Below are 26,107 nucleotides of genomic sequence, written 5' to 3' on the forward strand. Positions count from 1 at the left end.
GGTGATCCTCAGAAATTGTGGATGGCTGATGGCAAATATACATTTATATTATTATATTTGCAATTCATATGATTTAACCGATCACGCGCTGACGTCTACAAACAGCTAGCAACCGGCTTGGCAGATACCTTGCACAGTAAGATCTCTAGGCGGGCGGCGATGGGAGATTTACGCCCTAGGAAAGCAGCGTACGCTCAGAGTCAGTGAGCTGGCTTTGGAACGAATTACGTGGCTGGAGCAATTGTTTGGTTCGCCGCAAGATATTCGCAAGGGCGGGAAGGGGGCTAGGTTGTATGCGATGATCCGTGGTGAAAAGAATTCGTTTTAAACCAGATAAATGGCAGTATCCTATTAACTACTTGATTTGACTCATGGACTAAGCAAAAAGGCCCGCTCAACTTGTCGGATTTAAAACTTGGCAAGTATGAATGGGTCGTTCCTATTAGAGGCTGCGCATGTCAGCGGTCTCGTACGCCGCTTTCTCACCCTTCTGGCGACCTACGTCAGGCCATCAGTTTGGCACTATATCGGCCTTCTCGCCCAGGTGATGAGTTGTCCGTCCATTAATATTGAATCAAGTAAGCCACTGATAGCCAGCTTATGAACGCAGGCCGCTGGCTAGGCCACTATCCTGCGTTTGAGAACTTCCCACTTTCGATCGCAAGACCGGGCGTTCCAGAAGGAAATATGAAAGGCTGGCTAGCATTATCGTTAGCGCTCCACATAGAAGTGCCCTAAGTAGCGGCTCGAATTTGAAAATCTGTTCACCGACCAGCAAAATAGGATAGTGCCACAGATATATCCCGTAGCAAATTGTGCCTAGGTATACGATTACTCGATTTTGAAATACGGCTCTTAGTCCTAGCTGTTGGGGGTTTTGCAACAAACCAATAATTAGGGCCAGGGATATTAATTCATAGAAGGCTTGCTGCCAAACGTGCCACTTCATCTCTCGAAAGTCGACGGCAAACATTCCCACTAGTAGGGTGATTATCAGCAGCCAAATCATCCAGGTTTTTGAGAAAATCTGGCTCAATTTTTCCATCCACGGCGACTCTAAATTGATTGCCAAAATGGCACCAAGAGCCAAGCTATCTAACCGTACATCCGTCCCATTATAAGTCCGATGAATCGAGGCCCCATTTATCGCCAAATAAGCTCGCCAGGCAGCAGAAATACAAGCAACGGCTACTAGCCAATATGTAAGCTTCTTTCCGTACCAGCCTCTGTTAAGGCTTAGTGCAAGCAATACGGGCCAAATCAAATAATACTGTTCCTCAATCGAAAGCGACCAAGTATGCCCCAGGTAGTAATCATGAGGAATTTCAAACGCCCGTATCCAGTTAGTAAAATAAAAAAGTGCAGCGGCAACATGCAACATTTGGCTGAAACCACGCCCCCAATAAAAGTAAGTCACCGCTGTAGTTGCGACAGTCACAGCTAGCAGTGCAGGGAATAGTCGTTTGGCCCGACGAATATAGAATGCTTTAAAATTGATGCGTTTGTGTTCACTCCAGTCCTTCAATAGCAAGCGAGTAATCAAGAAACTGCTTAGTATGAAAAAAGTATCCATGAAAATAACTGGCCCAGAAAACACATCGTAGTCAACGTGTGCCAAGAACACAAATATGGCCATGATTCCGCGCAATCCGTCAAACGCCGTCCAGCGATTTACTATTGGTCTTTGATGCAGCAAGTTTGTTGCCATATTTTGCGTTTCTTTTTGGATAGACAGAAGTGAGGATTGATTGAAAAAGTTTTTTCATGGCACAGCTAGCACGCTGTGAATTGTTAATCGACGGTCGGTAGCTGGATTTTATAATTGGGGAGTTATCGATCCAATAGATGCGGGGGCATCTACGAGCGCCCCAAAGCCGGCGATATTCTAACCTCGATAGTCTGATTCTTCTCAAGTTGTTGAGACACCGACTTTGCGCCCAAGAACCAGGAACTTCTATGTCGCATGTCCTTCAACATCACGGTGACTTTGCAGATTTCCCCAGCTTTGCAATCCGGTATCATATCATTGGGTAGCGCGAAAGTGACTGATCTGGTATCTCCCGAGACGGTTGGAATCAGATATGCGCCTAATGTCCTTCCAGAGCTATCTGAAAGGAAAGCTCGAAGGGAGGTACTCAGCGAGGTACCTTTTATCCATAACTCCCGTTGTCCGCCATTTGATCGAATCGCAGCAGTCGTCATGGCTGGCGCAGGATTCATTTCGTCCGGACTCAAGACATTATAAAAAATTTGATCGGCTATTGCCTGATAACCATAATCATTCGGATGGTAGACATCGGCATTCGCTAACCAGCGCCGAATGTTCTTTTGCGCTACATAATCGGCTTTGTTATTATTGACTCCGAGATCTCTTAGCAGTTGTCCTGCAACGTCAAGAAAATAAACATTTGAGCCAATCCTATTACCTATGACTTTCATGCGGTGATTATAAAAATCTAGATCGCATACCGTATTGGGATAGCCCACCTTCTTTTCCATTGCAGTCTTGCAGGACAATTCGTCCCGAATGACCTGAAATGGATGACCTTCTCCATCTGATGAGGCCGGAACTAAAGAACCATTAGAAAATGAGGAAACAAGTAATATTTCCTTGAACAGGGTTTGACCATTAGAGTTCGTCGCTTTTTTCAAATTGCCAATAAGTAAGCGGAGATTTCTCGAGAATGTTGTAGGGCGGGTACCTCGTTGAACAATACTATCGTTGATGCCAACCATGATTACGACCAGGTCAACTCGTTGTATGGATTTGCTTGTGAGCCAATCTATAGAATTCTCTAGTCGCGCCAGCAAATCGTGCGTCGAATTACCGCCTACACCATCACGAATAATCCGATGATTCTCTAGCAAGCTCTGGCGGAGAGTAACAACGTTCTCTTTATAGGCTCGACAAAGTTCTTTATCGACTGGTTGCCCGACGAATGCTTCCTTATCAAATCGAATTACCCCGATGGAGGGATTTAGCTGTGATTGCGCCACCAGGTGGGAAGCGATAATGCCGGGAAAAGTCTTGGCTCCCGAAATGTCCGATGTTCCACAACCAGCGGTGTTGCTGTCGCCTAGGAATAGAACGGTAACCCCCAAGCCTGCAGATATTTTTTCCCTGATAATGGGGGTAATTTCTCTTTTTAGTGCGGGCGCCGCAATAGCCAATATGGACGACCAGAGCAGGGTCGCGGCAAGCGCTATCTGAAATGCTACGTGAGCAGAAATTTTCGCAATGTTCATTTAATTGATTCCGACCTAATTTCTCCACGCGCACAACGAGAAAACCGTAAATGTGTTAACGGAAGTTGCAACATTAACTCCCCTTTTTTGGGTGCCATTTTATTTGACAAACTATCTATTAGATCAACTTGAGCATTAGTGTGCTTCTGGTATATCTATGCCAAATGATTATATTGCAACATTAATGTTGACTGAAAGATATAACTGATGATCCCAGCAATCGGAGGAAATTGCGCACGCTGACGATCATCAGCAGATGAAATCGGGAGTGGGTAAATAGAGTGGTGCGCATCGGAGCAATTATGGGTAAGCGATCGCAAAAAGAGGCGCGGTCAGGTTTGGGCGCGCAGCGGCATGTCAGGACCACTCCAAATATTCTTCAGGACCCACGCCTGCTGAATTGGCAGACGTTCGCACATATTCAATTCTGAGCGTTCAGCTGCCTGACAATAATGCGGGCCTGACCGACCATAGGCGTCCCAAATTGTCCCTTCGCCAGTCTTTAGCGTATATCAGGGGCCGCAACAATAACTCAATTTTCTCAAATTTGTTTCGACGGTTGTCGCCGAAGTATGTGTCCCTTTTCATCTCGCCATAATCAAACTCACGGAGAGTCAAAACACGGCTCACCAAATACTTGCAATTTAATCTATACTACTTGCTTCCAGTCATCCTCACTTCAGTCCATGAAACTGACCTGTACAACTCCTAAGGCCGCGATTTATTGGCTGACTCAGGTCGCGTGTATCGCGGCTTCTATTTTATTGACGGCCTGCGGTGGCGGCGGATCTGGATCCAGCGGCATCGTTGGTGAAACACCGGGCAGCGGATCTGCTCCCACCAGCGGTGGCCCAATCATCGGTACTTTACCTGCCTCGGCTAGCCAGTTGAAACTGGCGGCTGGCAACATCGGCACCCTAGGCAATATTGATGGGCCTGCCAGTGCCGCGCGCTTTATTACCGCTTCGAATCTGACAATCGATTCGCTGGGTAACACCGTGGTGTGGGATGCTTACTATGGGGTGTTGCGGAAAATATCCCCATCCGGCCAGGTCAGCACCCTTGCGAGCCACTACGTGGACCTGCCCCAATCTGACAGGTGCGCCGACGGACAAGGTACGGCGGCCAATATCGTTAACGTCACTTCGATGGCAGCTGGCAATAGTGGTGATGTTTATGTGATTGACGTCGATTGCGACGCCATTCGCAAAATCAGCGGTACGGGATTTGTGAGCACTATTGTCCCCCAGCTTTCCCAAAAATCAGGAGCAGTTGGGACTAATTATGGCTGGAGCGGGATTGCATTCGACCGCAATACTGGCAATCTATATGCGACGACATATCGGTGGTTCACCGTGAAATGGCAAGTGGTCCATGAAGGCGGAGCAGTAGTCCAAATTACTCCAGCCGGTACAGTGAGCACAATCGCCGGAAAATTAGCCGTCACTGGCTATGCAGATGGCCCTGGCACCTCTGCATTATTTAATCAGCCCACCGAAATCGTGGCCGACAGCAACGGCAACCTGTTCATCAATGATTGCGGAAACGGCGCCATTCGCAAAATCGACAAAGCCGCCAACGTCAGCACCTTTACCGTGCCTTCTCCTGGAGCAGTGGAATGCACCAGCAAATTGGCGATGGGTACGAATGGCAACTTAGTCCTAGTAGATCAGCAGAAGGGCATTGAACGCATCTCGTCCATTGGCCAAGTGATTAGCAAGATGTCGGTACCTACAAATCCAAACATGTACGACAACGTTCCGCTAGCAACTAGGTCTATGATCGTCGATTCATACGGCAACCTCTTATTCGCCAACAGAAGCTCGGTCGAACTGCTGACTCCAAACGGCAGCCTCATTACGTTGGCCGGTATCGACATTGTCGAGGGAAGCGCAGACGGCATTGGCCAATCCGCTCAATTTACGCAGCCTGGAGCGCTTGCCACGGACATGTTCGGCAACCTGTATATCGCTGATACCGACCATTCCACCATACGGAAGATGACTCCTGGAGGGATGGTAACGACATTCGCTGGTGTTCCACGACAGATGGGCGCAGTCGACGGAATCGGCGCTGCTGCCCGTTTTGGTGTGCCGAAAGCACTTGCCATGGACCCGAAAGGCAATCTCTATGTGCTCGACTACTACGAAACTCCTGAAATACGCAAGATTACACCGGAAGGCACCGTCTCCACTGTTTTGAAGACGACAAGCGACTGGGCTAGCTCAAACTCTTTCAAGGCCATCGCAATTGACGCTAACGGCGCACTCTATGTGTCCGTCGACAATGTTGCTTCGACAAATAGCCAGATTATGAAATTAGGCGGCACCGGCCTGCTAGCAACGTACTTAACCGCCAGCGGCAAAGTGCGTAGTTTTTCTGTCGACGGCCAAGGAAATATTTATGCGGTCGTTAACTTCGCCCTGCGCAAGATGACACCGCAAGGTGCAGAAACCATCATTGCAGGCACCCCTGGCAACCCCAACGTGCAGGACGGTACAGGAGGCAATGCTGGCCTAGGCGACGCATCAACGATCGTCGTAGATGCCGGCGGCAATTTCTTTCTGGTGGACACAACATTTAGTTTGATACGCAGGGTTACGCCGCAGGGTGCCGTGAGCACCTATCTCGGCACGCTTTGGAGCTCCGGCATTTTCTTGGGAGCGGCCCCTAGCAGTCTCTACCAGCCCCAAGGCATAGCGATTGCCGGCACGACTTTGTACTTAACCTCTGGTAACGCAGTACTGTACACGGGACAGTAATCTTTCTGCGCAAGCAAACTCAGCGTACAACACTGTGGGGCATTGAAGAAATGATGTGGACTGACCGGCTAGTTAGGCGGTCAGTGGGTTATTGTGAGAGCCTCACCGTTTGGATCCCATTTTTAAAGAGATTTTAGTTTTGACCTAGAGCTCCTGCTGACCGCATTGGATCGAGTTGCTTGATACCATATCGTGGTGCTACATAGGCTCCAGAATCACGACCACGCGCTCTTCTTCATCGGGGATATGCAATCGTTGCGCCAGATAGAGCCAAAATACCAATTACGTTTCGCGGCCTAAGTGTGGGGACGCACGACTATTGAGTCAAGATCTTATTCCACTATTGGGACAATCGCGGCTGGAGTGCTATATGAATTTATTTGGCCTTTTTCGGGGAAATTGGCGAAAAGGAATATTGCATTACTAAACAAAGGCGATGTCGTCTCTGAAAAAACCTCTTGCGCGATCATAGGCAACTTTGTGGTTTTGTTTTTTTCAGATTTGAAGCTAACCAAAGCACGGCCATTACTCTTCAAAAACGCAAATTTTACGCCCACGCAATGCTTTTTTAGACGCGCTATCTGAACGACAGTTTGTAGATAATCTGCAGCTTCGGCGCACGCGTTCCGGAGTTGCTCTGTTCGATATACCCCGGCTGACTGTGGAGTCAGCGATATCGCAAATTTAAATGTGTATAAACTGGGATTAGTGTTCAAAACGATTTTGGCATCCTCTTTGTACGCCACACTCGATATGGGCACCAATATTCGTCCTACCTCATCGACCGCCAATTTCAATTTTATTGAGTCACCAATTAGCGACAGATTTAATTCTTGCCGAGATAAATTGGCTTCGTGCGGAATCATCAGGAAGTTATTCTGAATGTGTTGCTTGGGCCCCGCATATTTTTCAAAACTAAGTATCTGCTGATAAACATCTCGATAACTAATTCCACTGATTTCATTTAATGGTTGAATTACTTGCTCAGGAACTTTTCTCAGTGGTTCTTGAGCATCGCTAGCCCTGGAAAATGGTCCAATCAATAAAGATGCGACGCCAAAAATCGCGCCACGCTTTAACCGCGTAATGTTATTTGAGTTCATCGATAATAGAACTTGTAGCATGTAAGTCTATGGTCAAGTTATGGAAACGAAGTTAGGGAAAATTTCTTAGAGCAGCCCACATAATTTGAGCATCATTCATCTCTCACCGGACTGCCAATAGAGAATATTTTACAAATCAGTCAGCTCATGCGTTGACCTTTTTCTGTGCATTCCGGCCATCGGATTCGCCAATAAGATCATAAAAGCCATTCCAAACACTCCATCACGAAGAATCGCGTTAAATAGTCCCCCAATTGTCATCGCCACAGTTAGCAACGCCAACTGCATTCCACGCTGCCCGCCTATTCTTATTGCAAGAAATGCCTGCATCCCAATTAACCACAGCAACGCTCCCAATCCCAAAATACCTAACTCCGACGCATACAAAAGGAAGTCGTTGTGTGGGGTTGTCATGGTATTGCTGTTTAGTCCTTGAGAACGACTACTGTACTCTTTGACCCAACTAGATACTCCATGGCCGCTGAAAGGTCTCTCGGCGATAATGTTCAAGGTTATTTTATAAATTTCTGCTCGCATCCCATCGTCGCCAGTGCTTTTTCCTTGGCTCAGAGCACGCACCTGGTTCACAGTACACAATGTCCTATCACGTACGATATTAGCTGGAGAATAGCTTTGCATGTCCTGCACCAGACAAGTTTTTGGAGCGGGGAAGGTCGACAGGTATGCCAAGACACTCGAGAAGAGAATAAGAATAGCTGACACTGCTACAAAGCCTCGCCAAGAAAATCTAGTGCGAGCCAGTAATATCAAAATGCAAAGGCTTATAAAGATCACGGTCGCTGTGCGACTTTTTGAAAAAAATATCAATGCAATTACGACGTATATCGTTGTCGCAAACTGAGTCCATCCGCGTTTTCTCTGAAAATACAGTTCATAGATCATGTATCCCGCGGCAATAGCTAGTAACAAAGCTATTAAAATTGACTTGTTACCTTTGTAATGGACATAGCTTTTGAAAAACTCAATATCTGGTAGCCACCCTAAATACGCTAAATAAAGCAAAGTTGACGCGACTACGGCACCTAATTTAAGTGAGTTCGTAGCGGTGACCTGCCAAGACCCAGAGCCAGTGCAAAGAAATAGCAACAGGAATAAATAGGTCTGATAATGCGCTAAATTGGACCAATAATCTTGCCCTTCTCTTGGGTAAATGACGGCGATGATGAAGCTAACCAAGCTCAAGAATAATATCGGGCGAAACATTGGGTGAGATATTGAAATTTCCCACTTTTGTTTGTAGCGACCTTCTATGGCAAGAGCGCAGAGATAGGCCAATACACCAGCGTACATGAACCCCAGAGGTAAGAACAACGAAAACGGCAACACCGATAGGACAAATTGTGGGCCACTAGGCCTTATATCTGCGTATCCCGTATCTATAAAATAGTATGGGATACGTCGAAATGCAGCTTTTAAGTTATTGAAATACATTAGTATCTATTCCGAATTCTTCCCAATAACAAGTCGAATTGGGATATGACAATAGTTGGATTGTTGCGCAACATACGGGAAGATTGGGAACTTGTCCAATATCGCGAGCTGGCTTCCTGTACCGAATCAGTTATCAAACGTCATATAATGACGCCGCAAAGCGAGGCTACTTGGAATCGAAGAATTCGAAATCCGTATTCTTCTTCGATAATTTTGATATCCGCACGCCTAGACTACATGTTTCGATGGTTTCCCAAAAATCGACTGGTGGGACCACCTGACTAGACTGAGTTGAATGCGCGTATGCGGATGAGTTGCGTTAGCCGGTTGGAGATTCGGCTTTTTTAGGAATGGAATCATATGTCGTTAGTTCTTGGCCTCCCCCCTGAGATTCAGGAATTTTCGGGAGTAGACCGGCTCGGAGAAAAGTGTCGCATTGCGCCGGATGTGACCGTCTTGCGGCATGGAATACGTGAAGGTGATTTGCTTTGTCTAGGGAGTCTCGCCACAATATTCGATCAGACACGGTTCGTACTAGGTGATATTTCAATTAATCTGAACGCATTGATTCAAGTCGGAAATAAATCCATCGTAAATGTCGGATGTTACCTGTCAGGCGAGGGTGGCCTGGTTATTGGAGATGAGGTTCTCATTGGTCCGCATGTGAAAATTTTCAGTGCCGGCCATGCGATTCACGGCGGGGATCCGTCGATTTATAAAAATGAGCTTACCTATGCTGAGGTGAAAGTCGAAGATGGCGCATGGATTGGTGGTGGGGCGATCATTTTGCCAGGCGTGACAATTGGCAAAGGATCCGTGGTCGCGGCCGGTAGCGTAGTCACTAAAGACGTCCAGGCTTTTTCAATCGTAGGCGGTAATCCTGCAATCAGAATTAAGATGCGTAAGGGTTATGAAGATGCAGGAATTGTGAAGCGGTTTATAAACTGGTTGGGATAAAGGATATATGCCCAAGGTTCTTGAAATTTTTTTCGACAGTTGACTTACCCTTAAATTTTGTCGCCCACAGGTTGCGTAAGATTGGCGGTGCGTTGGAAGGGCGTCGAATCTAGTTGGCCGCATTAAGTTAAGTGACTTTTTGCGACGGTGCAAAACAGTAGTGGCTAGGTCGATGGCACTACCATTTACTCAATAGATGTTCTTAATCTTTTGACGCTACTGCTGCGGTTTTCGCATAGATGGGTTGGCTGTCCCCGTTGAGGTGTTTGACTAAGTGCTGATCTCCAAATAGCAGGTCATAGGTAAGCAGCCGCATTGTATGCATGTAGCTGCTTTGCGTCACATCTGAAGACGGAATTACTCGACCGGAAGCATCTTCTAGATAGCCATAAATATGCACTGGGAATTCGCTTGAGGCTGCGTTTATTAGGTGCCAATAAGGAGACATAGGAATTCCTGCTGCCCTCAATATTTCGGGGGCCATGTTATTCATTTGAAATCTACGGTCAGGCCAGCGGATAGAGTCCAAGTTGCTGATCAAAGCTGCTTGGACTGTATGAATAGTGCGTCGATCTTTTGACGTCAATAGATCGAAGTAGTCGCTAGAAACTAGGCCGGCGTCCTCCATCATATACAAAGGAATACTCAAGTGGTCGCCAAAGAAAACAAATAAGGTTGGCCGGCTGCGATGTCGAACTGCGTTTGTCAACGCGGCAAAACTCTGATCTGCATCGTGCATGCCCTCTGCGTAATTATCCAGAACTGTTTGCATTTCTTGCGTTGGCGCGTTTAATGAATGAATCAGCCGCGTATCATACCGATTAGGATCGACATAATTACCGTGGTTTTCCATACTCGCAGCAAAAATGAATTTTGGTTTTTTAGATGCAGAATCTAGTTCTTCGAGTATTTTTTGAGCCAATGCCGAGTCTTTTACAAAAGGCCCTCTTGTTGGCGCATTTTCAAAATTGGATTTATCAATAAAGCGGTCAATCCCGATCAATGGATATACTTGATCTCTTTTCCAAAAACTTCCATCGAAGGGATGAATGGCAACAGTTTCATACCCAAGTGTTTTTAGATAGTTGGGAAGCGACGTAGGCACTTCCTTATCAATATACTGCATGTAAGGAATCGAACCATTTGGCAATAAGGCTGTGCGCAGTCCAGTGAGTATTTCAAATTCAACGTTTGCAGTACCACCTCCAAATGCGGGTGTAATGACGCTCGCCCCGTACCTTGCTTCTTCCCTGTCAAATGATGGTGTAGGTGCGACATTGAAGTGCAATGAAGAAAAATGATTGAGGTTGAAGAAGCTCTCACTGAGAAGGATGACTATATCTGGTAGTTCAGCAACTGGTTCAGTGGGCGCATCGGAATAGTTGATTTTTCTCGAGAATAGTTTTTGTGAATTTCCCGCGTAATCTGAAGGGACATGAGTATTCATAAGATGAACATTCATGGCTAGCATCAAGGGTAATAAATTCACGTTCAAATTTTGGATGGGAGACCACGTTATGTTCACTAAAGGGTCTTCGATATTTCTTGAATGAGTGATGTGCTCGTTAGGTCCAATAACGGTTGTTACGTATAGCAAATCTCCCCAACAAAAAATGCATAGTACTATGCTGGAAATTGATTGAGATCGGCTAAGAGAAACCTGTCTTATGCCGATTTTCACCCAAAGGATGACGAAGATTGTTATAAGGGCCAATGCATGAAATAGCCCTGGAGAGAAGAGGTAACTCTTTGCCAAAGGTAGCATCTGTATCGCCAGTTCTATATCCCATGGGAATATCGGTTCGGAGCGATATTTGACTTTCAGGGCATTTATTAGAACTAATGACAAGTACACAGATATGAAGATCAATGTCGCGGTTCTGGTGCGCCTCAATATTAAAAGAAGGGGAAGCCAAAACGCCGACAGGATCACCCAATTTAGAAATAAAATCTTACAATTTAGTGCGATTGTATGCTCATCAAAACTTCTGAATGGGAATTTTTGAACTGTGTCCAATAGGGAGCCCACTGCAATGTAATTCCCCAAGTATTGCCCCAGTAGGAGACTAAGCATTGGAATGGCTATCGGTAGGAGACCGGCCGCTAATATAGGTAGCGCCCTTTTTTTTGTCTCGCGAAAGTATTGACGATATATAGTCAGAGATGGGAGGCGCATATTCTTTTGCTGTTAAGCGTCTAGTTATTGAGCCAGCTTTTTAATCACTCCTCACTATCCCGGTATTATTTTATTCGAGTGTATCGTCGTGTAACATATTGGTAATATTATTTGCTTTGAATTTAAGGTTATGAGGTAGAGTTTTTTTTCTACAAGAAACTGCCCATCATTTCCATGCGAGAAAGAAATCGACCCTGGTAAGATCAATTCATAGAAAAAGTCAGGAATTTTTCCACGGTGTAATATCCATTTTTTTTGAATTTAAGATGAATGAAAATATATAAAATTTCATATGCTGTTGTAGGGAAAAATGATCGAGCGGTTTTCGAAGATTCATCGAATTATTTTCTGAGTGATTATGAAATCGTAATCCGCGCCGCCCAACATACAAAACGGGACGAAATCCCTCCATTCGGTATCTTAAAAGATCCTTTTCGCGGACAGTGCAATAAGACAACAGTTGCTCAACTCATAGCCTGGGCTGAGATTGAAAAAGTTGGCTTCTCAGTTGACGATACCAATATCCGTTATATCAGCTAAGCCAAATTGGGTGAGGGTTGAAAATTCTATGCGTTACCTAGTTCAGGGTAAGACGGCGTAATGCGATGCTTAACCTGGATCTAACGTGGATGGGTTTCTAATTCAAGCTTAAGCAAGATTTGATGCAGTAGTTTTCGTATCGAATTGTTCTGCATCCCAGTGGATTCAACACATTGCGCCATGGTTGGAAATCTGCTTTGGACGATGCTGACCCAGATCTTTGAGCACTGATAGACGACTCCTTGGGATTTTGTTCCAGTCCGTTGAGTAAGACCACTAGTGCCGTCAGAATGTTATTCGCGCCAAGGCTCATGAGTCAGTTAATGGATTACGACCAAGATAATGGGTTACGACCAAGACTTGAACCTTCGTCTGATCAATCCATAATCTCATCATCTCCTCGATGCTCTTGGGCAAATAAGCATAGTGGGCGATCGGAAAATATTTCTCGGGTAATTACAGAGTTCCACTGGAATGTACTAGTGATACCGGGTAGCACTGGTTTTCAAATACAGAAGTACCACAGAGTAAAGAGCGCGAATTGTGTGATATGCCTGAGCAGTTTTAGTTTTTCGGAAGTAAAGTCAATCTTGGATGAAAGACTACAACTGAATCTACGCTGCAGAGTTGGGATACGTTACGAACTATACTTGCTGGTCGGCCATCTTGCCGCCTTCGCATTTCTCGGTGGCGTGCCGCAATCGATTCGGTACGATAACACCAGGATTGCGGTGGCCAAGATGATGGGCGATGGCTAGCGTCGACGGACCCAGGCCTTTGCCGAGTTGCAGAGCTGTTACCTGTTTGACGACAAATTTGGATGTCCCGCCAAGGTAACGACAAGGGTAAAGTGGAAGGACGGGTGGGTTACAGCCGACGTCACTTCATGGCGCCAATGCCAGTGGCAGCCGACTCGATGCATGGAATGCCCAATTGCTGAACGGCTGTCTCAACGACTATTCGGTACCGACGCATTCCGGCCATCAGGCGATCCTGGTCAAAGGGACCTTTGATTGGGTCGATATCTATCTGGTCGGCAAGCCAGAGCGCATTGCACACCATCGCCGCAGTTATGCCAAAGCGGACTTCGTGGTGAATCCGCTGCACTATCTGGCCTTGCTGGAGAAGAAGCCGCGTGCGCTCGACCAGGCTGCGCCGCTGCAAGAGGGGGCATTGCCAGCGGCCTTTGAGAGACTGCGACGCCTGCTGGAAGCTCGCATGGACAAACGCGGACGCAAGGAATATATCCAGGTCCCGAGGTTGCTGGAAACCTTCAGTATCGGGCAAGTGGAACATGCCATCGGTCAGGCCCAGCACCTGGGTGTGCTCAGCTTTTACGCTATCAAACATCCTATCCATCGTTTCCATCTCCAATTGCGTCGTAAAGCCGCCGTTTGTTAATGAATGTGTACATTTGATGATTTGCCACTCCGTGCCACCTATTGGTTTCCTGAATGTCAGTATTGAAATGCCTGTCGTCGGCGTCACGCCCACATCGCCCGGAGCAAGTGTGTATTGCGGAGCAGATCCGGGCGGCGCAAAGCTCTTAGGCTATTCGCCGAAGAACACCTTCCCTCGTTAAACGCAATGCGCTCCTTGGTATTTTCTGACGGAGCGGCCATCAAACGAAGGATGATTGGCCGTCCTCCGCTTTAGTTAAGCGCTAGCCCAGTCGCACGCCTCAAGTACGTTGGCAGCGGAGTTGTCCTCACTCCAGGCGGACATGCATTTAGCACCTGAGTTTTTCCTGAAAAAAATATTCATTTTGCAATATACTGTAACTTTTCATTTTGGCAATCGCCACAATTCCACTAGTTCACGCCAATGATGCCCTCTTCTGATCCGCACCGCAAAACTCGCCCGTTGCTTCCTCTTGCCTGTCTGGCTTCTGCGCTGGTTCTCGCTGCTTGCGGCGGGGGCGGAACTAACTCCAATAGCACTACAGGCGGCGGATCAACCGTCACCAACGGCGGCCCCCTCATCGGCACGCTACCAACTACAGCCAGTCAGTTGAAGCTGCTCGCTGGCAATATCGGTGGTCCCGGCTACATCGACGGCCCTGCCAATGTCGCCCGCTTTAACGGTGCCAGTGCTCTCGTTGTTGATTCGCTGGGCAACACGGTCGTGTGGGATCAAACCAATAGCCTGCTGCGCAAAATATCAACGTCCGGACAAGTCAGTACTCTGGCAGGACACTATATACAGAATGACCCCTTCTCAGTGTGCACTAATGGGCAAGGCAACGCCGCTAATTTCTTAGGCATTGACGCGATGGCGGCCGGCGACAACGGCGACGTGTACGTCCATGATCGTGGCTGCTATGAAGATGGAGTACGCAAGATCACTGCAGGCGGATTGGTCAGCACGGTGTTGAGACTCGAAACTTACTATCCCGGATTCGGCAACGTTAATTTTTCCTATGACATTTATAGGCTGAGAGGTGTCGTTTTTGATCGCAGCAGCGGCAATCTCTTTGTTACGGTGGATAACAGGAGGGTAGACACCTATCTATTAGCAGGATCTACTCCCAGTCTCAATTATCCCAACGGATTGATCTATCAAGTCACCCCGGCAGGCGTAGCAACAGTCATAGCCGGCAAACCCGATGTGACCGGCTATGCTGACGGGCCTGCCTCTTCCGCATTGTTCAATCAGCCTACCAGCATCGTGGCCAATGGCGCCGGCATGCTGTACGTGACGGATTGCCAAAACAATGCTATCCGTAAAATCGACAAGAGTGGCATAGTCAGCACTTTTGTCGCCGCTTCGACCGGTCTGGTGCAGTGCCCCAGCCAGCTCGCCATTGACGCCAGCGGCAATGTGGTCATTGAAAATTCGGTGAGCGGTATCGTCCGCGTTTCACCCCAAGGGCAAGTACAAAGTACTCAGCCGGCTTCCCTTCTCAGCCATCTCCACAATGTCAATTATGGTGATGCCATACCGATGGCGGCCGATGCGTCCGGAAATCTCCTGTTCGGCAGTGACACGTCGGTCCAGCTGTTATCTTCTAGCGGCACGTTAAGCACATTTGCCGGCTTGGATGCAATTGTCGGTAGCGCCGACGGAGTCGGCTCGCAAGCGCAATTCCAAAACATTCTGTCCCTTGCAGCCGACCAGGCCGGGAACCTGTATGCCCCGGACAATCGCAACGCCACCATACGTAAAATTTCGCCGACCGGCGTCGTTACCACGTTTGCCGGCGCCGCCGGCCAGCATGGTTGGACCGACGGTACCGGCTTAGCAGCACGTTTCAATTCTCCGCAATCCGTGGCGATGGACCCGGCCGGTAACCTTTTCGTCCTCGACTTCCTTTATTCAACACCGACACCTCCGGCCGCGATGCAATCCCAATGGCTCGTCCGAAAAATCACGCCGGCGGGCGCCGTCACCACAACGTACGCGGGACCCGTATCGCCCCGGCAATCGCAATTGTGGACAATCTCCATCGACAGCAGCGGCACCGTGTATGTCCTAGGAGATTACGAGGGCCCTTTGCGCAAAAGCCAAATCCTGAAGCTGACCAGCACCGGCCAGCTCGTGCCGTATATGACCTTAAGTGGTCAAGCTTACGATTTCGCCGTCGACGGCCAGGGTAATATCTATGCGACCATCGACAACGCGCTACGTAAGACAACTCCGCAAGGAGTAGAGACCATTATTGCAGGAATGCCTAACAATTCCTTAGTCAAGGACGGTACAGGAAGCGATGCCGGCCTGGGTTATGCGACAAAGATAGTGATGGATGCTAGCGGTAGTTTCTTCTTGGCTGATGGTCAAAACAGCGTGGTCCGCAGGGTAACGCCACAAGGCGTCGTCACCACCTATCTTGGCACCCTTGGAACTTCCGGCAATGCGCTAGGAACCGCTCCAGCAAACCTGTCCCCAGTAGGTTTAGCAATCTCAGGTACAAGCTTATATATCGCGACGGGTGCTGCTGTGCTGTTGACCGGACAATAATACGTGAATCAACTGAGAACTAAGTAAATGACGACCGCACACACTTTTCTGAAGGACGCACCTAAACTGACAACAGTTCTCCAAGATCTGCGCGGAATGTTGAGGATATGAAATTAGATTCGATTTGTGAGGATGCTGTAGCTAAGGAAATTGACCGATTAGCTCGCTCGATTCCTTGTGAACTAATGCAATTAAGTTCAAAGAGGTTGGCAGGGCTGATTGAATCCGAGAAGATTGATCAGGTATATAAGATTTAGGACCTCGGGACAGCTCGATGCATAGGGGTATTGCTAGAAATTCCTATCGCCTTTGGTTTGGCGAAGAAAAATTTTTCTGCTGGCCTCAAAATTCAATTGATTTCTGAACATATGACTGGTGTGGATGCGAGTGAAATTCACGACTAACTCAACATGCTGTTCGCAAGCATGTACATAATCCGGTAGCGAGTGCATGGAAGCCCTACTAAACGAAATGGACTGACGTCAAGTCTCTATCAACCGCACGGAATTTCCATCAGCAAGAATGGCATGATCATCATTTCATTCAACGCGATTTTGCAGATCAAAACCCCACTGATTGGTGCGACCGCAAGGCAGGCAACGAGCCATCAACACCTGCTGCGAGTTGCTGCCTCGCTCTGGTGTTGCCGCGCACCAATCGTGGATTGAAAGTTATGTCCCTAAAGCCCTCCACGGGTATGCGGCAATGCGTGCAACTTCTGACCCACTTTTCATCTGACTTGAAGAGCGGAATTAGAGGGGCTGAAGTCGCCTTAGAGTACGAACTACTCGGCAAGTTAGCAGAATTCATTCCGGCCATGGGCCCAGACATAAAAGTCACCGCTGAGAAATCTATAGCAGTTGGCTCAAGTTTGATGGCAATAGATCTGCATCTTGAGAAAGCTGATCGCGCTGTTATCCTTGAACTCAAGCGCGCATCAACCAATCTCGACGATGGATATTTTGCATTGCTTGGGAAGCCACGTCCCATACTCGACTCCCAAAACCGGGTTGCGCCACGAAATTCCCTTGTTACTGTGATTGCAGTCCTTTGCAAATGCAAAGGACCAATCTCAGAACCGATCAACACAGATCAAAAGGAGTTTCACATGTTGTCCTTTCCTCGTACCCGGTACTCTCGGCGCCATACTCATCCGGCTCCCGCAATCACTAACGCGACCCTGCTCAGCGCTGACTGGGCAGAGTCAGAACGTAAGCGTAGTCTCAGGCAATTTGGTTCAGCCCGTGCCTGCTGGTGGTCACTGAATCGCACGCTCCATCACGCGATGTCTCCAGCCGCCTCTCTGGAACAAGTGATGTGTGCCTTTCATCGCCGCCAACAAGTTTGGACGGCATGGAGGCAGAGGTGCATCTATCCCGTGAATCGCATCGCGGAGATGATACGTCAGCGAGGCGTCGTTGGCGGATTGATTTTCAGCTTCCAGTTAGGTTTTGGTAAAGGGGATACCTCATGAGCCGGCCACCTTCCGACATATCTTCAGGATTGCGGGTTCAACTATTCAGTACCTTGATTGCCTGGACCTATCTGTATATACCGATTGCCTTGGGTTATTTCACAGGTGCCTGCTTTTATCCTATCAAGCGGCAAATGACACGATGGTTGTATTTGAAGCAGTGCTCAGGTTTTTGGCATAACTGGTGGCACACCCGGCACTGGTTGCAAGGCATAGGCGGTCTGCTGTTTACGACCGGTGTGTTGACAATTGCCAGGGATGTCTCGCTATCCCGGTTCCGACCCGATGCTATTGCGCACCTTGCCGCGGCAGCATTTAACACGCTCGCAGGGGGTCTGTTATGTAGTGTAATGCACTGGATAAAGGGCTACGGTAGTGATCCACAAGTTCAGCGCGAGGTCGCAGGGTTGCGCGCGGAAGCCTTCGTTGCCGCCCTGTTAGAGCGCGGTCGGCGCCAGCATTCTGATTGGCAACTTTGGCATGGAGTGTTGCTCGTTTTTGAGGATGGAACTGCCAGTGAGTTTTCTGTTGAAGTGGATCACTTGCTGGTGACGAATACCCAGGTTTTTGTAATCGAGACCAAATGGAAGTCCGGCACCGTCATTGCGCAGCCGACTGCGGCCCAATGGCAAGTCAGCACCCCACATGGCAGTGGCACGATGCGAAATGCCCTAGCCCAAGCAAAACAGACAGCAAAGGTTCTGCGTCAGCAATGGCAATTAGACGTGCCAGTCATTCCCTTGGTAGCGATTCATGGTCAGTCAACCCGCATTGAAGAAGGGCCGGGCAATGTGGTGGAGGCGGAGAATATCTTGCAGGTGCTGCAGGCATTTGACTCGACGGCTTCCGCGCAACACCTGAAACGAAGCGACATCGCTGAGCTACTGTATCGACATCGCCGTACGACCCCGGAAGCAATGCAGGCTCATATCGCTAGAGTACAACAAGCTCAGCTAAAAGCCGAGAACAAACAGTACGTGGATAGCGCGTCATTAAATTAAGAAAGCATACGCATCATGAAGAATTTGATTGAGAAAATTTGTTCTGATCGGCGCACCATTGCACTTGCGGGCTTGTACTGCAGCAGCCTGCTATGTTGGTCCGTCTTCTATTTTTGGGGCGCGGATTGGCTGGCATCCACCCTCGACCATCCTGCCGATGAAATCCAGTATCGCGGCCTGGTGGTTGTCGTTGGGTGGAGTATTGTGCGGACTATTTTGATTTGGAACGGTGACGATATTCTGTCGAATTGGATTGATCGAGAAAGATAGGTCACCGTGAGTCAGTTCCCCGCGCCAATTATCTCTCAACGATACAATGTACTTTAAATATGGCGCGATAATTGAAGCGAACAGTGCTGCGTTTTTACCGCTATTAATCCCATAAATGAAGAAAATGCTTATCCCTGTTCAAATATAACTTTTTTACTTTCAACTCGAAAATGTAGTGCGATGCCAAGAAGAGATGTCATATGAGAATTACAAAAAACCGTAAGAGCCGGATGCGTAACGTTACTTCAATAACAGGCGGGACCACAGCAGAGTATGAAGCCGTACTAGCCAAGGCAACTGCTATCGCGTTAGAGATGCGACACGGCATGGAGCAGCGCGTGGTGAAATCGCGCACCCTTGATTTGAACGACAATGGGTTACTAGCCGGGCCTATGAAGAAGTAAAGGCGGACAGATCGTCCAATACAACAAAATGGGTTACGTTGTTTGGATGTGAGCTTCTCAAATTGATAGAAAGCGACTACCCGGGGAATAACTCTGAACGTCGATTTTCAAAATTCTACGGTGAATCTTGAAATAGTCTGCTAAAGATTTAGAGGCTGCCGGAGGAGTTAGACATGAAAAGGCGATTTTCCGAAGGGTAAACAATTGGAAGATTGAAAGAGGCTGATGTGGGGTTGAAAGTGGTGGAGAGCTCCCGCAATCCATTTACAGATAATTGTTTAACCGCAGTCTCTACATTGCTTCCTGACTAATTCGTAAAGTGCCACAGAAGCTGAGATCAGAATAACTCAAAATAGCGTTTTTCAAGGAAAAATGCCACGAAAGATAAGACTGATTGCCATGAAAGATGAGATTTTCCTCAGCCCTGCCAAAGAAGATGAGATTTTCTGAGCTGGGCACTTTTGAGTGCAAAACAAGCAGTTGCTAGGCATGCTTCAAACTACAACTACAATTAATTACCTCAATACCACCCCACATATGGATCATGATCAGGAACATCATCAATTTCTGGCCAGTGCTTATTAATTAGGGTATCCAGCCAATCGGCCACGTTCAGTAAAACGGTTATATCGTCTTTCAACATTGCTGGCGCATTGGGCTCCTGCGAAATCCTCCCCGCAAATGCTCTGAGCGATTCAGCACGCTCAGCATTTTTTGCGAGTTGCTCCAGCGATTCAATTTCCTTTAGTAGTCGATCCTTTTCTGACTTCTCTTGTTTCCACACCAACGATAGCTGACGTCTAGCAACCTCTCTTTCATTTCGCAGTTCCGCGTCTAACTTCGCACTTAAAGCAATCGCTTCAATTTTTTGTGCCAATTTTAAAAGCTTGTCTTCTATACGCGTAGTTGATGTATCTTCAACCTTCGCAATTTCGTAAGGATTTACCATCCAAGTCAGGAAATGGCATGCTTATGCGTCTTCCAACAATCCAGTGTCGGCAGCAGCAATGCAGGGCGACCTGAACGACATTCAGAACATATGGGTGCCCGGAAAGAAAATTTGCAACGACGGCTTGGTGACGGGCCGCGACGCCGCCGGCGCAGACCTGACCAAGGGCTTCCGGGCTAGTAGGCGAATTGTGATCGTCTACAACAGCAGCAATGAGATTGCTGTGTACGCCAAGTTCACCCCAGTGATGCGCCGAACTGCAGGCCTCCATGGCGATACCATGGGGCTAAGCTTACGCACGACGCTGAGCAACTCCGTGCGCATTACCTTGGAACTATGCAATAGGTGACCCCGCCGATCTGCACCGTCAAGTTGAAACACGCGCTTCGCCAAATCAATCCCGAGAATATCGATATCCATAGCAGGCCTCCGTACACAAAGTGGATGAAATGCTAGTTTGCTCCGATCGGTGGTGTCGGGTCCATCTCAGTAAATCAACAACATGCATGCAAACCGTTTCAATTCATAAAAAGAGCTTGTAAAAGGATCGGGTCCATACATCCGCTAAAAACTGTCCCACGGCCTATTGCTTTAAATTTGCTGTAAATACAAAACGGCCGCTGTGGTCGCGGCCGTTCACAAGCAGAAAAGCATCTAACACGATTTATGCCTTAAATTCAACAGCATACGAGAGCTTTTGAGAGCTTTTGAGAGCTTGTGTCAACGTGCGTCATGTGTGTAGGTTTGACCGGGGCGCAGGGTCTCCCGCAACTTCCATACAAATGTTATGGCAATTTCTTCACAGCCCTTGTCACATTAAAATATGACAATGAGTGGCCACGTTAGCTAAATCAATGCCGTTGAATAGCTCGCTGCATTAATTGGTTAGCGAATATCTCAAAATCACTATCGCCACCTAATGCGTCATTAGCATGTTTTTGCTTTTTAAGATAACTTTCAATGGCACCCATTCTGTTAGTGAGTAGCATGGCAGCTGGAACTACTCGCTGCATGTTCACAGTCAAGCGCGCTTCCTCGTCATTAAATTCATCAGCGTAAAATTCCTGATAAAGCTTTTCCACACTAGAAAATCGATCTAAAAAGGGCAATCCATATAATTGAACTACCTTCTTAAGATCTGATGTTACTGATGCCTCATTACTCCCTTTTCGCCAGGTCCAGGTTCGATATTTCCCCTCTGCCAGCAAATAGCAAATGGGCACGCTAACGGTAGGAGACAAATCTTTTTTTGTATTCGTGCGCAAATAAACAATGTCATTCACCTCGACGTGAACTACACCTATAACTGGATATAGTTCAAGTTCCACAGAAGACTTGCGGACTCTATTTAAGCCAAGCCAGGCATAAATATTTGGCGATATCTCGAAAGCAAATACACCTAGCCTTACTCTCTTAAAACCTAGGTCCAACAATGCATCCGTGATCTGCTCATAGCATTCGGATGCAAAGTCTTTATTTTTTTCAACTAAAATCTCATCACTCACTTCAGATTCCCTTATCGTTAATCTGTATTTTGATACTTTCCACCTTCACTCCATGCCTTGCGGACTTTTTCCCACATTTTATTTGTATCCGCACCGCCAAAGCCTCTTAAAGACCAACCACCAAATCGGGTTCTTGGTATTCCGCCCATAGGTTCACCTACTTTCAAACCTGCCTCAATTGCACGCTCACCGGCTACAGTCCATTTTCCAGCAGTAAATTCGGCAAGCCCGGCACGTTGGGGTGCAGTCAGTTTAGAACTAGGACCAAATTTAATCTCCTCAAAGTTATAAGCGCCAAGGGGATCTTTCCAGACGATATCAACTTGGAATCGCACACCACTCTCCGTCACGATGGTGACATTTCGAGCAAGGACTTGCGAACCTTTAATCGAATTGATCTCTTCAAGTCGCATATTCACGCCTTTCTCACCTTTCAAATTCGATGAGCGACCATTCGAGCCTGTCGAATTTACCGAACTTTCACAACTCACGCCCATAGCAGGACTACATTTACTCTCTCTCCCATCGGGGTCGATATATCTGTATGGATTATTCAATGCATACAGATATCGGCTAAATCCTCCTCCAGTGTTGGCGTCAGCAAGGGCCGGGTCTTCACTCAAAAATCGCCCGGCTATTGGATCATAGTACCGTTGTTGCATGTAGGTCAATCCAGTATCAACATCGTTGACATGCCCGGTGAATCCGATATCCGGCGTAGTGGTGCCATCTACTGTCATTCCATACGGTTCATATCTGGTCCGGCTGATCAACGTGCCAGCTGCATTGGTCCTGGCTACTGGGCTGCCCAATCCGTCGGTGTGGATATAGACGACAGTTTCCGACGATGCGATCGTTGTCATGGTCTCGGTAAAATTCGTCGTACCTCCAGCACCACTAGCGGTCCAAGTACATGTAGACGGAGACCCCACCCACAACGGATCTGCAATGCCGGTTTTGGAGTCATTCACTGCTACTGAAGAACTACCTTTATAGCCCGTGCCGCTACGCGCCTGCAGCAACTAGGCGTTCAGTGGCCAGCCTCCTTGAGCTTGGCACCGATGTCATTGGGTGGCGCTGGCACCGGCAACGGGACTGCGGCTCCGCTCACCCTGTACGACTTGTTTCATCAGAGTAGCCGTACCTTGAGCGCCAATGTAGGACCTTTCGTCGCCAATGCCAATTTGCAGGATGGCGATGCCAACCTTCTGGCCAATCCCCGCATCCGTGCCCGTAATCACGAAAAAGCCAGCATACTGATTGGCGAAAAAGTACCCAATATTTCTTCCACAGCGACGTCGACCGGCTTTGTTTCAGAATCCGTACAATACGTGGAAGTCGGCCTTAAGCTGAACGTAGAGCCGACCGTGTACATGGACGACGACGTGGCCATCAAAGTTGCCATGGAAGTCAGTAGTATCATCGACCAGATCAAGACGCCTGCCGGCAGCACGGCGTACAGAATCGGCACCCGCACCGCAAATACGGTGTTACGTCTTAAAAATGGCGAGACGCAGGTATTGGCAGGATTGATCAACGATGAAGAACGGCGGTCGGGCAACCGTCTGCCTGGTGCGGGTGAAATCCCAGTGCTAGGGCGCCTGTTTGGCAACGGTACCGACGACAGCCAGAAAACTGAAATCGTGCTGTCCATCACTCCTCACTTGATTCGCAATATTCAGCGTCCTGCATCCATTGATGCAGAATTCCAGGCAGGCACTGAAAACAATTTACGGAACAAACCGGACATGCGTCCTGCTTCATTGCAAGAGCCGGCTGTAGCACCAGTTGGAGTCGCACCCGGCGCCACGCCAGTCGCACCTGTAACCGCTCCCTCGGCATCAGGGGAGATAGGATCCGCCTCTGCTGTCTTGGATCCAAATGCCGCGCTACAACTCCTGTGGCTAGGACCTACGCAAGTAAAGGTGGGAGAAAATGTCTCCATCGCGGTCAATTTGAGATCTAACCAGGCTATTGCGGAAATACCTTTGACCTTGAGCTACGACGGCAAACAACTGCAACTGATCAATGTTGCTGAGGGAGAGTTTTTGAAACGCGGGAATGCCGTCACAAGCTTTAAAACCCAACAAGGCCCTGATCAGATTGCCATTTCCGGTAGCCGCGTTAACGGCAGTGCGGAAGTCAGTGCCGGCAACCTCGCATTTGTCACATTCCGCGCTTTGACACCAACAGATGCAACACAGGTCAAAGTCGTGAATGTAACTGCACTGGGCTCAGGCAAGCGCAATATTGGTCCCATCGCTTTCTTACCTTATAACCTGAAAATTACCCCCTGACACTCCCTATGTTCGAAAGAACTCGTTTATCCCAATCGCCAGTAATCAGGGTCAAGGTAAGTCGCGGATTTACATTGATCGAATTGCTGGTTTCGTTGGCCATATTGGGTGTTTTGGCGAGTATTACTGTGCCTATCGCCCAGGTAACACTACAACGCAGCAAAGAGCACGATCTGCGGCGAGCGCTGAGGGAAATCAGGCAAGGACTAGATGACTACCATCGTGCCTATGTGGACGGACGTATCACCAAGAGCCTGGATGGCAACGGTTATCCGAAAAATTTGGATGTGCTGGCCACTGGACTACCCGATCAGCGCGACCCCAAACAAAAGAAAATATTTTTCCTACGCCGTGTGCCCCGCGATCCGATGAATCCAGATACCACTGTATCGGATACAGAATCTTGGGGAACACGTTGCTACTCAAGCGAAGCAGACGATCCTAAACAAGGCGAGAACGTGTACGACATCCATTCGATGTCCGAGAAAGAGGGCCTGAATGGCGTGGTCTACAGTAAATGGTGACAATATGAGGCAATCAGGCAAAAACGGTTTTACCTTGATCGAGTTACTGGTAGTGCTCGCTATCGTCGCATTATTGCTCAGTCTAGCGCTACCGCGCTATTTCTCAAGCATAGAAAAAGCCAAAGAAACCGTGCTGACAGAGAACTTGCAGACCACCCGTTCAGTCATTGATAAGTTCTACGCCGACACGGGACGTTATCCGGAATCATTGTCAGAGTTAGTCCAAAAAAAATATCTCCGCAGCCTGCCTCTTGACCCAATCACCGAGAGTACTTCGACATGGCTTATTGTGGCCCCGTCCGAGGATGTCAAAGGAAACGTCTATAACATCAAGAGCGGTGCAGCTGGCAATAGCCGCAACGGCCGACCTTATTCAGGGCTATAGGCGATGGCCCACCATCTACGAAAAGGGAAAGTTGGTCCTGTGTTGCGCTGGACAACTGTCCACGGAAAGGGCTTCGCTTACCTGGCCTTGCTGATTCTGCTCGCCATCATTGGTATTGCCTCTGCGGCGACACTACAATTAGGTTCTCTAATGCAAAAGCGCGATGCCGAAGATCAATTGCTCATCATAGGCAATGAATTCCGCAATGCGCTGATCAGTTATGCCGCAGCAACTCCATCCGGTAACTCCATTGCGCCACCGGATTTGCAGGCGCTATTGAAAGATAATCGCTTCCCGAATCCAAAACGACATCTGCGCAAATTGTATAACGACCCAGTTACTGGGAAGCCGGAGTGGGGAGTGGTTTTGACGATCGACGGGAAGGGTGTGCAGGGCGTGCATAGCTTATCCACTGCACGGCCTATAAAAATCGGAAATTTTTCGCCGGAGTTTCAAGGGTTCGAAGACAAAAACTCTTATGCAGATTGGGTATTTTCTGCAATCAACCCGAGCAAGGCCCCGATAACGTCACAAAATTAGTCTGTTTGACAGGCTGTTCGCGCTGATTGAATATTGACTGGGTCACTTTTCGGTCAGCGGCAACACATTCCCTCACCTTCGGCTACCTGGACGTCGCGTTGGCGCTTGAACCCGTTATTTGCACAGTTTATGGAATTGAAAATCTGGATCGCACTCACTGAGCATTGCAATCTGGTCGATCCCAATGGGAAGGTCGGACGCGGTCCTATGATAGCAATGCACCGAGGGATTTTTTTCCGACGCCAATTTGACTATAGCCTTGAACCTTTCATGTTGGTCGTCGTATAGCTTGTCGACGTATGCTTGTTTGTAGGAGTCATCGCTGCCGACCTCGACGTACACACCGCTATCAAAATATGCCTTGGCGTCATCTTTTTGTAGCCGGAATATTGGTAAACCCTGGCGAACGTGCTCAAATACGATTAGAAATTTTCCGGGTTGCGGTTTGTAGCCCTTTTCTAATGTAAGCCACTCAGGAGAAAGTCCACCAATTGAAATCATTCGCGTTGAGCTGGAAGTTTTGACGCACAGATCCCCGAGTTGCCAGAGAATTTCAATCTCAACT

General features: G+C 48.0%; 20 protein-coding genes and 2 pseudogenes. 13 read left to right on the top strand and 9 right to left on the bottom strand.

Annotated elements, in window-relative coordinates:
• Positions 1–598: 598 nt before the first annotated feature.
• Complete coding sequence (locus IEW12_RS19330; protein WP_188567745.1) at positions 599–1,708, bottom strand: acyltransferase family protein; 1,110 nt, start codon at positions 1,706–1,708, stop codon at positions 599–601.
• Between the two features lie 149 nt (positions 1,709–1,857).
• Positions 1,858–3,246 (bottom strand): SGNH/GDSL hydrolase family protein, encoded by a 1,389-nt coding sequence (locus IEW12_RS19335; RefSeq protein WP_188567746.1) that lies wholly within the window; start codon positions 3,244–3,246, stop codon positions 1,858–1,860.
• A gap of 686 nt (positions 3,247–3,932) precedes the next feature.
• Between IEW12_RS19335 and IEW12_RS19340 the strand changes: the two genes are divergently transcribed.
• Complete coding sequence (locus IEW12_RS19340) at positions 3,933–6,008, top strand: NHL domain-containing protein (RefSeq protein WP_188567747.1); 2,076 nt, start codon at positions 3,933–3,935, stop codon at positions 6,006–6,008.
• Positions 6,009–6,340: 332 nt separating this feature from the next.
• Here the strand turns inward: IEW12_RS19340 and IEW12_RS19345 are convergent, their stop codons facing one another.
• Positions 6,341–7,132 (bottom strand): hypothetical protein, encoded by a 792-nt coding sequence (locus IEW12_RS19345; RefSeq protein ID WP_188567748.1) that lies wholly within the window; start codon positions 7,130–7,132, stop codon positions 6,341–6,343.
• Between the two features lie 108 nt (positions 7,133–7,240).
• Positions 7,241–8,563 (bottom strand): O-antigen ligase family protein, encoded by a 1,323-nt coding sequence (locus IEW12_RS19350; RefSeq protein WP_188567749.1) that lies wholly within the window; start codon positions 8,561–8,563, stop codon positions 7,241–7,243.
• A gap of 360 nt (positions 8,564–8,923) precedes the next feature.
• On the opposite strand from IEW12_RS19350, the gene IEW12_RS29025 reads away from it, so the two are divergent.
• A complete protein-coding gene (locus IEW12_RS29025; protein WP_188567750.1) occupies positions 8,924–9,520 on the top strand; it encodes an acyltransferase in 597 nt (198 codons plus the stop codon).
• A 202-nt stretch (positions 9,521–9,722) separates the two neighbouring features.
• On the opposite strand, the gene IEW12_RS19360 is transcribed toward IEW12_RS29025, so the two are convergent.
• On the bottom strand, positions 9,723–11,285 hold the full coding sequence (locus IEW12_RS19360) for an LTA synthase family protein (protein ID WP_188567751.1): 1,563 nt from the start codon (positions 11,283–11,285) through the stop codon (positions 9,723–9,725).
• A 681-nt stretch (positions 11,286–11,966) separates the two neighbouring features.
• Between IEW12_RS19360 and IEW12_RS19365 the strand changes: the two genes are divergently transcribed.
• The 7 genes and pseudogenes from IEW12_RS19365 to IEW12_RS19395 all read left to right on the top strand — a co-directional run bounded on the left by IEW12_RS19365 (position 11,967) and on the right by IEW12_RS19395 (position 19,342).
• On the top strand, positions 11,967–12,236 hold the full coding sequence (locus tag IEW12_RS19365) for a hypothetical protein (RefSeq protein ID WP_188567752.1): 270 nt from the start codon (positions 11,967–11,969) through the stop codon (positions 12,234–12,236).
• A 659-nt stretch (positions 12,237–12,895) separates the two neighbouring features.
• A pseudogene (locus IEW12_RS29185) lies at positions 12,896–13,343 on the top strand (Mu transposase domain-containing protein); the annotation flags it as partial.
• Positions 13,344–14,060: 717 nt separating this feature from the next.
• Complete coding sequence (locus IEW12_RS19375) at positions 14,061–16,193, top strand: NHL domain-containing protein (RefSeq protein WP_188567754.1); 2,133 nt, start codon at positions 14,061–14,063, stop codon at positions 16,191–16,193.
• 709 nt (positions 16,194–16,902) lie between these two features.
• Positions 16,903–17,667, top strand: coding sequence for a hypothetical protein (locus tag IEW12_RS19380; protein WP_188567755.1), 765 nt, complete (start codon positions 16,903–16,905; stop codon positions 17,665–17,667).
• Positions 17,664–18,668: a nuclease-related domain-containing protein gene (locus IEW12_RS19385; protein WP_188567756.1), complete on the top strand. Its 1,005-nt coding sequence runs from the start codon at positions 17,664–17,666 to the stop codon at positions 18,666–18,668. Before IEW12_RS19380 ends, IEW12_RS19385 begins: the two co-directional genes overlap by 4 nt.
• A gap of 15 nt (positions 18,669–18,683) precedes the next feature.
• Entirely contained in the window at positions 18,684–18,938 is a 255-nt protein-coding gene (locus IEW12_RS19390; RefSeq protein WP_188567757.1) for a hypothetical protein, read from the top strand.
• A 200-nt stretch (positions 18,939–19,138) separates the two neighbouring features.
• Positions 19,139–19,342, top strand: coding sequence for a hypothetical protein (locus IEW12_RS19395; RefSeq protein ID WP_188567758.1), 204 nt, complete (start codon positions 19,139–19,141; stop codon positions 19,340–19,342).
• A 520-nt stretch (positions 19,343–19,862) separates the two neighbouring features.
• Here IEW12_RS19395 and IEW12_RS19400 read toward each other — a convergent pair.
• The 4 genes and pseudogenes from IEW12_RS19400 to IEW12_RS19415 form a co-directional block, all read right to left on the bottom strand.
• A complete protein-coding gene (locus IEW12_RS19400) occupies positions 19,863–20,291 on the bottom strand; it encodes a hypothetical protein (RefSeq protein WP_188567759.1) in 429 nt (142 codons plus the stop codon).
• A gap of 208 nt (positions 20,292–20,499) precedes the next feature.
• A pseudogene (locus IEW12_RS19405) lies at positions 20,500–20,711 on the bottom strand (IS110 family transposase); the annotation flags it as partial.
• Positions 20,712–21,142: 431 nt separating this feature from the next.
• Positions 21,143–21,796 (bottom strand): hypothetical protein, encoded by a 654-nt coding sequence (locus IEW12_RS19410; protein ID WP_188567760.1) that lies wholly within the window; start codon positions 21,794–21,796, stop codon positions 21,143–21,145.
• A 17-nt stretch (positions 21,797–21,813) separates the two neighbouring features.
• Entirely contained in the window at positions 21,814–22,659 is an 846-nt protein-coding gene (locus IEW12_RS19415) for an RHS repeat-associated core domain-containing protein (protein WP_188567761.1), read from the bottom strand.
• A gap of 183 nt (positions 22,660–22,842) precedes the next feature.
• Between IEW12_RS19415 and IEW12_RS19420 the strand changes: the two genes are divergently transcribed.
• From IEW12_RS19420 to IEW12_RS19435, 4 genes are read left to right on the top strand one after another with little or no spacing between them, the layout of a single operon-like run.
• Complete coding sequence (locus IEW12_RS19420; protein WP_188567762.1) at positions 22,843–24,093, top strand: secretin GspD/PilQ domain-containing protein; 1,251 nt, start codon at positions 22,843–22,845, stop codon at positions 24,091–24,093.
• 8 nt (positions 24,094–24,101) lie between these two features.
• Positions 24,102–24,617: a type II secretion system protein gene (locus IEW12_RS19425; RefSeq protein WP_188567763.1), complete on the top strand. Its 516-nt coding sequence runs from the start codon at positions 24,102–24,104 to the stop codon at positions 24,615–24,617.
• A complete protein-coding gene (locus tag IEW12_RS19430; RefSeq protein ID WP_229751235.1) occupies positions 24,592–25,002 on the top strand; it encodes a type II secretion system protein in 411 nt (136 codons plus the stop codon). The genes IEW12_RS19425 and IEW12_RS19430 overlap by 26 nt, the downstream gene beginning before the upstream one ends.
• A gap of 3 nt (positions 25,003–25,005) precedes the next feature.
• Positions 25,006–25,542 carry a type II secretion system protein gene (locus IEW12_RS19435; protein WP_229751236.1) on the top strand — a complete coding sequence of 179 codons (537 nt, stop codon included), beginning with the start codon at positions 25,006–25,008 and terminating at the stop codon, positions 25,540–25,542.
• The last annotated feature ends 565 nt before the right edge of the window (positions 25,543–26,107 follow it).

Origin of the sequence: Parundibacterium terreum, assembly GCF_014636315.1 — a bacterium.
Lineage (GTDB): Bacteria > Pseudomonadota > Gammaproteobacteria > Burkholderiales > Burkholderiaceae_D > Undibacterium > Undibacterium terreum.